The following is a 10,195-nucleotide window of genomic DNA, read 5'->3' on the forward strand; positions in this document are numbered from 1 at the left end:
ACCTCCGGCTACTCGCTGAGATCCCTTCGGGATATCGGTTGGATTGCTGAGCATCCCGGAGGTGGCGCTGCGCTGACCTCCGGCGAATCGCTGGGATCCCCTCGGGATGTCGATTGTATTTCTGACGCACTTCTCGTTCTACCGCGGCCGTGGTTTCACGCCAGCGGCGTGCCACATCAAAGCTTGGGGTCGCGATAGCGCACCCCAAGTTCCGGCCACCATTCGGCCGCCAACCCCAGCGGGGTTGAACAATACGTTTTGCCGGGTTCGCGCAGTTTGCCCCTCGGATCGCAACACGTCGTTTGTTGAACCCCGCTGGGGTTCCAGTTTCGATTTCGACACAACCCGGGGTGCGCTCCGCGACCCCGGGCTGTGTTGTGGCACCGCTCTGCGGTGTGGCGTTTCGCTAGAAACGCAAACGCTCAGTAAATCAATTGAGGTCCCTTCGGGATCTCGGTTGTAGAAGTGACGGAGTTGATCGTGGCGGAAGGCGCTAAGATTCTTGCAGCGCCGGCCCTCTCTGGCGTTTGCTTGCTGCGCAAACGCCGTCTCTCCCAGAGGGAGAGAAACGATTGGGTTGCAAGATCCCTGCAGCAGAAGAATCGACGTCCTGCGGGATGCAAGGTTCGCTGCGACCCCGTCCGAGGTCGATGAGAGGTTTGGGGCGTGATCCGGAGCTGGCGCTGCGCTGATCCTCCGGCGACTCGCTGGATTCCCTTCGGGATCCACGACGCCTTGCCCGGAGTGCTAGTCGCCGATGCCGATGTCCAATCCGTGGGCCTCATAGACCAGATCGGCTTCTCGGGCTTGGTGGTGTTTCAGGGACGTGAGCAGCCAGGTGACGCGCTGTCGGATGTCGGCGTAGTCGATCGACTCGCCTTCGCCCTGCGAATGCAAGTGTTCGATCGTGGCATCGCAGCGTCGAACCATTTCGTCAAATTCCTGTTGCAGTCGGTCGACGCGGTGATAGTACTTCCCGCCCGTCGTTTTCAGCTCCGCAATCAAGCCGCCGGCGGATTCTCCCCGCTGACTCGCTTCGCCGAGCGATGCACGCAGCAAGCTGAGCGCTTGATAGACGGCGTCCTTCCAAACGTGCTCCCGTCCGGGCGCCGGTGCGGTCAGACACGCCTCGGCCCGATGGCTGGCCATCAAAATGCGGACGCGTTCGCTACGCCCTTCCTCCAGCGACGCTTCCTGCAACTCCGGCAGACGATGACGGATCGGTCGTTGTGTCCCATTTGACTTGGACATGGAACTGTCCTGTTTGGCGGGTGACGAAGTGACTGTCAGGACAAGTGGGCGAAGCGTCCACTTGATTTCGGCGATTGTGTCAAGCAATTCCTGTACCGAAAGCCGATTCGCGTTCGGCTCGGAGCTCGACCGACAGACGCCCGCAAATCACGTCAAGTTGGCTTCATCTGCGACCGCCGACATGACAAAATGTCCGGCGAACTTGAGACCGCGCGACGACGTATCACGGCTCACCGGACAGCGTCTGTGACCTACCCGAAGCCCCCGGCCGAACATGACTGAACAACGAGCCTGGAAAATCCTGATTGTCGATGACGACGCGGACAGCCGCGCGTCGACATCGCAGTGGCTCCGACGGCACGGCTACAACCCGGTGACGGTTGCCGACGGCGAGTCGGCGATCGAAATGATCGAAGACGGTGTGGCAGTGATCGTCACCGATCTGAAGATGGCCGAGACCGACGGGCTGTCATTGTTGGACGTCGCCAAGAAAAAGGCCCCCCACGCCATTGTCATCGTCGTCTCCGGGGTCGAAAGCGTCGACGCGGCCGTCGCGGCACTCAAAGCGGGCGCCGACGACTTCCTGCCCAAACCCGTGAACTTGAACGAATTGACCGAGCGGATCGAATCGTCGCTGCGGCGCCGCGCGATGGCCGAACAGATCGCGGAACTCCAGTCCCAGCTGACCCGGCAACGTGGCCTGGACAACATGATCGGCACGAGCGCCTCGATCCGCGCCCTGTTCGAAAAAATCCGACTCGTCGCGGACACGAAAAGCACGGTGTTGATCACGGGAGAAAGCGGCACCGGGAAGGAGTTGGTCGCCCGCTCGATCCACCGACTCAGCCGCCGCGCCGCCAAACCACTGATCGCGGTCAACTGTGCCGCACTCCCGGAATCGCTCGTCGAGAGCGAACTGTTCGGCCATAAGAAAGGGGCGTTCACCGGGGCCACCGCCGACCGCAAGGGCCTGTTCGAAACGGCCGACGGCGGGACTCTTTTCGTGGACGAGATCGGTGAACTCGACCTGTCGCTTCAAGCAAAATTGTTGCGGGCGCTGGAGAACCGGACGGTCATGCCGATCGGCGGATCCAAAGAGATCGACGTCGATGTCCGCCTGGTCGCCGCGACCAATCGCGAATTGCTCCAGCAGGTCCAGAACAAGGAATTCCGGGAGGATCTCTACTTTCGGCTCAAAGTCGTCGAACTGACCCTACCGCCGCTGCGGGAACGCAAAGATGACATCCCGCTGCTGATCCGCCACTTTATCGACCAAATCTCCACCGAGAACGAGCGACCGGTCAAAGACATTTCCACCGCGGCATTGGAGGCGATGAAGGCCTACAAATGGCCCGGAAATGTACGCGAACTGAGGAATACGCTCGAAGGCATCATTGTGTTGACGCTGGACGAAATCATCGATGAACAACACCTTCCGCCACACATCACCGGTGCCGAGTCCGCACAAGCGATCATCCAACCCGGAATGACGCTCGCCGAGATCGAACGCGAAGCGATCCGCCGGACGCTCGAACACACCAGCGGTCACCGGACAAGAGCTGCAGAACTGTTGGGCATTAGCGTCCGCACGCTGCAACGCAAATTGAAGGAATTCGACTTGGAACCCTAATGCTTCTGAAAGAACGCCATGTAGGTCACCAGGGCGACCAGACCAAGCGAAGCGAGCGCGCCGGCGGACAGCAGCGCCAGGGAAAGCAGGTTCTCAGGCATTTCAGGCATGGGAAAGCTCCAGAGGGTGTTCGGACTCGCGGCGCAACGCGTCACCCCAGGCGAACGCATGAGCGCCGAATTTCTCAAACAAAGCTTCGATCGCCGCATCTCGCCGCGACGTATCGCTAAACACGATCTGTCTTCCGATCATGGATCCGCCGAGTTGAGCCACACAGCGGGCAACGTCTAGTTCGTCATAACGCGACGGATCGATGCCCACCAATTCCAAGATTCCAGGCAAACCATTCACGATTGATTCTCCTCCAACTGACAAAACGCGGATGGGTGAGAGTCGAAGACGTCGGTGGTATCGAATCTGCAATCGGCGTGCCATCGACGTCGGGACTCATGCAGTGGGCGGACCGGAGCGAGCGGGCTGTCGATTTAGTCGGGATCTGCTGAGTCAATGGTGAGCCGCTGGCCGTAAGGCCTCGGGCAGCGTCGCAATGCCCGGCCGCTTACGCGTCGCGGCTCACAAAAACGACAGCCCGCTCGCGCCCTGCCGCTAACAAACTGCGGGGTTGTCCCGAACACCGGAGGGCTCGAGCGCTGCCGCCAACAAATTGCGGGGTTGCACTTGATCCTGCTGCGGCACGTCAAGTTGTCCTGGATCACGACAGTTTGTCATCCACCGGCGCGATGCTCCGCTGCGGTCGAACGTCGATTTCACGGGCGTTGTCCAAATTGCACGATTGGCACGAAGGTTGCCATGCGATCCACACCGCATGACTCCTCTCCCGTAGCCACCACAGCAACAAAGGAAACCACTCGATGGCCGAAGCCGCGACCGACACCCAGTGGATGATCGAAGCCGACGGTTTGTGCAAATACTATGGCGACTTTGCCGCGGCCGAAGCGATCTCACTGAAGGTACCGCTGGGACAAGTGTGTGCCTTTCTGGGACCTAACGGGGCTGGAAAATCGACCACGATGAAAATGCTGACGGGCTATCTTTCGCCTAACGCCGGCACCGCCAAGATCGCCGGACACGACGTGCACCGTGATCGGATCAATGCGGCCCAGCGTCTGGGATACCTTCCCGAAAATGGCCCGCTCTATTCCGAAATGACACCCCACGCGTTCCTAAACTACGTCGGCCAAGCCCGCATGCTGTCCGGGGACCGGCTGCAAGCACGACTGGAGTGGGTCCGCGAGCAGTGTTCGCTCGGCGATGTTTGGGGCAAGGCGATCGGAAAACTCTCGCGTGGATATCGCCAACGGGTCGGCATGGCCCAAGCGTTGCTGCACGACCCCGACGTGCTGATTTTGGATGAACCGACCAGCGGACTGGATCCCAACCAGGTGCACGGCGTCCGTGAGTTGATCACCACGTTGGGTGAAACCAAAACCGTGTTGCTGTCCACGCACATCTTGCAAGAAGTCCACGCGGTGTGCAATCGCGTGGTGATGATCAACGAGGGACGGTTGGTGTTCGATGGACCGACCGACGAACTCGGCCAGCAGAGCGATGCCATGGAACAGAAATTCCGAGAACTGACCGTCGCCGCGTAGCAAGCAGTAACGAACCAACACCCATCCAATTTTGACTTTCAGAGACCCCACCATGCAAATCCGTCCACAAGTGATCCGGGCCGTCTTTCAACGCAATTTTGCGAGCTACTTTTCGGGCGTATTGGGCTACCTGTTCATTGTGGTGTTTGTGGTGCTCGGCGGCGCCCTGGCGTTCAACGCGCGGTTCTTTACCGGCAACGAACCCAATCTCGATCAGCTGACCGCCTGGTACCCGTTGTTGCTGTTGTTCTTTGTGCCGGCGGTCACAATGAGCGTCTGGGCGGATGAACGCAAATCCGGAACGGACGAGCTCTTGTTCACGCTGCCGGCGACCGAAATCGAGATCCTGCTGGGCAAATACCTTTCGGTCGTCGCGGTCTACAGCGTTGCACTCGCGTTCTCGATGGCACATGTTTTCGTTTTGACGTTTCTCGGCAATCCCGACTGGGGCCTGCTCGCGACCACCTACTTCGGCTATTGGTTGGCCGGTGCGGCGTTGCTGAGTGCGGGCATGTTGGCGTCGATGTTGACGGCGAACATGACCGTCGCCTTCGTGTTAGGAATCGTCATCTGTGCGATCCCGGTGTTCGTCGGACAGATCGGTGGCATGCTGGGACTGGGTGACTTGCTGGAACGTTTCAGCTTGCAAGAACAGTTCCGCGACTTCGGCATGGGTGTGATCGCACTGACGGCATTACTCTACTTTGTCGCTTTCACCGTGGTGATGCTGTACCTCAATCACACCCTGATGACACGACGTCACTGGCAGACACGTCGTGAACCGGCGATCGGTTTTCAATACGCGGTGCGGGCGATCAGTGTCGCTGTTGTTTTGTCCTGCGTCACGACTTGGGCGGGATACAGCGTGTTGCGTGTGGACGCCACCGGCGAACGCCTCTTCAGCCTCTCCGACGCAACGCATGACATCCTCGACCAACTCGATTCGGAACGACCGATCGAAATCCAAGCCTTCCTTAGTCCTGAGGTGCCTCGGGAATACGTCGAAACACGAAAACGATTGGTCGGATTGCTTCGTCAGTTCGATGAACTCGGCGGAAAAAGTCTGGAGGTCCGCTATGTCGACGTCCAACCGTTTAGCCAGCAGGCCGACGAAGCCGAACATTTTGGGATCGAACCGGTCCAGGTGATGACCGAAGTCGACGGTCGACGCAGCGAGGCGGACGTGTACCTGGGTGCGGTCGTGATCAGCAGCTTTGACAAAGTCGTCGTGCCGTTCTTCGGCAAAGGCCTGCCGATCGAGTACGAACTGACGCGTTCGATCCAGACCGTCGCAAACGAAAAACGCCACACCGTCGGCGTTCTGCGGACCGACGCGAACCTGATGGAAGGCACCCGCGACTGGCAAATCGTGCGTGAACTGAAAAAGCAATACAACGTCCAGTCGGTGTCTCCGTCGACCGAGATTGATGCCGAAGCCTTCGATGTGCTGTTGGCCGTCATGCCGTCATCACTGACCAGCGAAGAAATGAACCATCTGGTGACCTACGCCGAAACTGGTCATCCACTGCTGGTGTTCGACGATCCCTTCCCGCTGTCCCTGGGCAGCAACGGGTTTGGCGTGACCGGTGCCCCGCGCCAACCCAAACGTTCCGGCCATTCGGGTTTCATGGGGCAAGGGGGTCCACCGCCAGAACAAAAGGCCGATGGCGGCCGGGCAACGCGGTTGCTGGAAGCTCTGGGGATCGATTGGCAGTACGACGCCTGTGTGTTCGATTTCAACAATCCGCACCCCGAGTTCGCGATGCTTCCCCCCGAATACGTCTTCGTGACCAACAGCGGGAATGACGTCGAATCGTTCAATCGAAACGATGAGATCACCAAGGGGCTGCAAGAACTGATTGCGTTGTACCCCGGCGAAGTTGAAAAACGCGACGGTGAGTATGACTTCCAACCGCTGCTCACCAGCAGCCGGCAATCCGGTGTCCTCGAGTGGGAAGAATTTGTCGATGAAGGAGGGTTCAACTTCTTTTCGATGCAGGGAACGGCCAACCCGCGACGCAACCCGTTCCGCGTGATCGACGGTGCCGTCCATACCCTGGCCGCTCGCGTGACCGGAGAGTCGGACGATCATCAGGTCAACGCCATCTTTGTCGCCGACGTCGACATGATCTCCGATTTCTTCTTCGAGGAGCGCAACCTTGGAAACCTGAGCACCAGCTTTGACAACGTCACCTTTGTACTCAACGCCGTCGATTCGCTGGTCGGCGACGACTCCTTCATCGAACTCCGAAGCCGACGCCCGGCGCACCGAACGCTGGTTCGTGTCGAACAGCAGAAACGTCGCTTCCTTGAAGCGGCAAACCAAGCCGAACGGGAAGCGGATCAGCAGGCCGAAGAGGAATTGGAGCAACGCCGCGAGCAGCTCGGCAAACGCGTCCGGGAAATCCAACAGAACAGCGATCTCGACCCGATCGCCAAAACGCAAATGCTCAAGCAAGCTCAAGAAGCCGAACAAAAGCGGTTGTCGCTAGCCGAAGCTCAAATCGAACAGAAGAAGAACGACGAAATCCGCAAGATTCGCGCCACCACCAATCGTCAGATCAAGTCGTTGGAATCGAAAATTCGATTCTGGTCCGTTTGTCTGCCCGCGATCCCGGCGTTTGCACTCGGCGCGTTCGTCTTTGCACAACGAGTCCGCGATGAAAAGTCGACGGTCATCGACTCACGCCGTCGCAAGACCGTGGCGTAAGCTTCCAGCTTGCGTTCTTCCCACCGACACCCCATTCACACCAACCACCGGAAAGCAACACCGACGAATTCCCATGTCCACAGTTACCCAAGACCAGACGCAACCCAACGCCGACAGTCGGCCCGGCGGTCAAACCAAGGAAACCATCGACGCCACCACCGCGGCCGTCAAAAATCGCTGGCTGGGGTTGGCTGAAGAGACGCGTCGGACGGTTCTCTACGCCGCCGCCGCCATCCTCTGTCTGCTGATCACCGGCGTCATCGAATTGGCGACTCGGCCGGCGGTGATCGCCGAATATGGAAAGGTCGGCAAAGAGTTCTTTCCCGAATTTCGTGATCCCACCCTGGCCTCGGCGCTCAATGTGGCGGTCATCGATCCCGACCAAGTCGAAGCCAAACAATTCAGTGTGGAACGAACCGAAAACGGCCAGTGGGTGATCCCATCGCACCACAATTATCCCGCGGACGCCGAAGACCAATTGGCCCGAACCGCCAGCAGCGTGATCGGGATCAAGCGAGGGGCGATGGTGACCCGATGGCAAGCCGACCACGCCCGCTATGGTGTCGTCGATCCACAAACGGACACATTGGAGGTCGACCAAGTCGAAGGAGTCGGAAAACGGCTCACCCTGCGGGGCAAAGACGATTCGGTTCTAGCCGACTACATCATTGGCAATCAGGTCGACGATGAACTTGACCAGTACTACGTCCGGCACCCCGACGAAGACGAAGTGTATGTGGCGACACTTAACATTGACTTGTCGACGCGATTCAGCGATTGGATCAACACCGAGCTGTTTGACATCAACCAAACCGACGTCGTCAACGTTTCACTGAACGATTATCAATTTGATGAGCTAAAAGGCACGGTGACGCAACGTGAAGTCACGACGCTTCATCGGGAAACGTCACTCGACGATTGGAAGATCGACGGCATCGACGAGGCAACCGAGCAAGTCAAAAAGGATGCGATTCGAGATACCGTCAACGCCATCGCGAAGCTTGACATCGTCGGTGTCCGGCCCAAGCAAACCGGGTTGACGCCCGATCTGCAACTCGACCGCGACGCCCTCGGTTCTCAACGTGATGTCGACCGCTTGCAATCCGATCTGCTCTCGCGAGGTTTCTTGCTGCAACCGGTTCAAGACAATCCTGACACGCTGAAGCTGATTTCGCGTGAAGGAGAACTGGCCACGGCGACCAACGAGGGGCTGGTGTACAACCTCTACTTCGGCCGCGTGTTTACCGGCAACCAGGAAGAACTCGAATTGGGATTCGCAAACAATCCCGACCAAGCATCAGAGGATGCGCGTAACTCCGATTCAGCCGATGATGAAAACGAAAGCAGTGATGAAAACGAATCCGGCAACTCTGAAAAACCCGGCCGATATGTGTTCGTCACGGTCAACTTTGACCGGCAATTCCTCGGTGAAGCCCCCGAGAAACCGACCAAGCCGGAAATGCCGGAGGAGCTGAGCGCGGCCGAAGCAGATACCGATGATGCTACGTCGAAAGAGTCCGAATCGCAGGACGACACCGACAAAAACGAATCGTCTGAAGACACCGAAACATCCGACAAACAAGATGAAGCCGACCGCTTGAAGGAACTGCGTGAGAGCTACGACGCGGAGATGGAAGCCTACAACGACGATCTGGAAGCATGGCAGTCGTATCAAGACAAGATCGAGCAGGGCAAGGAGAAAGCCGAGTCGTTGAACCGGCGTTTCGCCCGGTGGTACTATGTCATCGCCGGCGAGGACTATGACAAACTTGCACTCTCTCGCAACGACCTCGTCGAACCGAAAGAGGAAGTGAAAGAACCCGCGTCGGAGACAGAACCGCAATCGTCGACCGAGGAGTCGGCGGCAGCCAACCAAGCCGCCGCGGATGAGTTCCTGGCAGAGAATCAATCCAAGGACGGCGTCATCACGACCGAGAGCGGATTGCAATATGAGGTATTGACCGAGGGCGAGGGCGCGTCGCCGAGTGAAGGGAGCCGCGTCAAAGTTCGCTACAAGGGCATGTTGCTAGACGGCACCGTGTTTGACCAATCTGGTGACTCCGCGGTGGAGTTCGGTGTCAATCAGGTGATTCCGGGCTGGACCGAGGCGCTCCAATTGATGAGACCGGGAGCCAAATGGAAACTGTACATTCCACCGGAACTGGCCTATGGCGAGCGTGGATCGGGCGACAAGATCGGACCCAACACGTTGTTGATTTTTGAGGTCGAATTGGTTTCGGTTGAGCCGAACGTTGGTTGACGATGACGCGGATTACCCGCGTCGTCATTTTCCCTCGAAGGCCGCGGTTAACGCCGCGGCCTCGCTTTTTTGGCACGCCGGTTGCTTTCTATCTTGACCGTTTCGCTGACTGTCAATTCTGCAAATCGTGTTCGCGAGTCTGCCGGTCAGTTTTTCGTTTCACGGTTTTCAACGAGTGATCTGGAGGTTCTAGCCATGAGCGGATTACACTCAACCCTTTCTCGTTCGCTCGGCCCGGGCGTGCTCGGCGTCGCGAGCCGCGAGATGGACGATTTGTTTGATCGACTTTTCACTTCCGGTGGCAACGGCAGGACGAAACCCTGGTGGCCGTCGATGTCCGTCTGGGAACAAGACGACCACTACCACTTGGAAATGGATCTTCCCGGTCTGGCGAACGACGACATCGACGTGACCTTCGAAGAAGGACGTCTAAAGATTGCGGCCAACCGATCGCGGGTGGAATCCGAAGATCGAACGTACCTGCATGACGAACGTAATTGGGGCGAATTCAGCCGCTTGATTTCCATTCCAGATTCGGTCGACCCCGAATCGATCGAAGCGAACTATGAGAACGGTGTATTGCACTTGCTGCTGAAAAAACGCCCGGAAGTCATGCCCAAGAAGATCACGATCAACGCGAAGTAGCTCGTCCTTCAACCGCCAAATCGCCCCGCAGCACGCTGCAATGCGTGTTGCGGATTTTTTGTTTACACGCGCTGGTGTGCAGGCTT

The 10,195-nt window shown here is 58.3% G+C and carries 7 protein-coding genes; 5 read left to right on the forward strand and 2 right to left on the reverse strand.

The window, feature by feature from the left end; genetic code table 11:
* Positions 1-747: 747 nt before the first annotated feature.
* A complete protein-coding gene (locus NZK35_RS30740) occupies positions 748-1,251 on the reverse strand; it encodes a hypothetical protein (RefSeq protein WP_259636362.1) in 504 nt (167 codons plus the stop codon).
* Positions 1,252-1,525: 274 nt separating this feature from the next.
* On the opposite strand from NZK35_RS30740, the gene NZK35_RS30745 reads away from it, so the two are divergent.
* Positions 1,526-2,881, forward strand: a complete 1,356-nt coding sequence (locus NZK35_RS30745) for a sigma-54-dependent transcriptional regulator (RefSeq protein ID WP_259636363.1) — start codon at positions 1,526-1,528, stop codon at positions 2,879-2,881.
* Between the two features lie 102 nt (positions 2,882-2,983).
* Here NZK35_RS30745 and NZK35_RS30750 read toward each other — a convergent pair whose 3' ends face one another.
* On the reverse strand, positions 2,984-3,232 hold the full coding sequence (locus NZK35_RS30750) for a hypothetical protein (protein WP_259636364.1): 249 nt from the start codon (positions 3,230-3,232) through the stop codon (positions 2,984-2,986).
* Positions 3,233-3,753: 521 nt separating this feature from the next.
* On the opposite strand from NZK35_RS30750, the gene NZK35_RS30755 reads away from it, so the two are divergent.
* From NZK35_RS30755 to NZK35_RS30770, 4 genes are all read left to right on the forward strand, one after another.
* On the forward strand, positions 3,754-4,494 hold the full coding sequence (locus NZK35_RS30755; RefSeq protein ID WP_259636365.1) for an ABC transporter ATP-binding protein: 741 nt from the start codon (positions 3,754-3,756) through the stop codon (positions 4,492-4,494).
* A gap of 52 nt (positions 4,495-4,546) precedes the next feature.
* Positions 4,547-7,204: a Gldg family protein gene (locus NZK35_RS30760; protein ID WP_259636366.1), complete on the forward strand. Its 2,658-nt coding sequence runs from the start codon at positions 4,547-4,549 to the stop codon at positions 7,202-7,204.
* A gap of 73 nt (positions 7,205-7,277) precedes the next feature.
* Positions 7,278-9,464, forward strand: coding sequence for an FKBP-type peptidyl-prolyl cis-trans isomerase (locus NZK35_RS35035; RefSeq protein ID WP_259636367.1), 2,187 nt, complete (start codon positions 7,278-7,280; stop codon positions 9,462-9,464).
* 195 nt (positions 9,465-9,659) lie between these two features.
* Positions 9,660-10,109 (forward strand): Hsp20/alpha crystallin family protein, encoded by a 450-nt coding sequence (locus tag NZK35_RS30770; RefSeq protein WP_259636368.1) that lies wholly within the window; start codon positions 9,660-9,662, stop codon positions 10,107-10,109.
* The last annotated feature ends 86 nt before the right edge of the window (positions 10,110-10,195 follow it).

The sequence above is a fragment of the Stieleria sedimenti genome, from assembly GCF_025060895.1.
GTDB lineage: Bacteria > Planctomycetota > Planctomycetia > Pirellulales > Pirellulaceae > Stieleria > Stieleria sedimenti.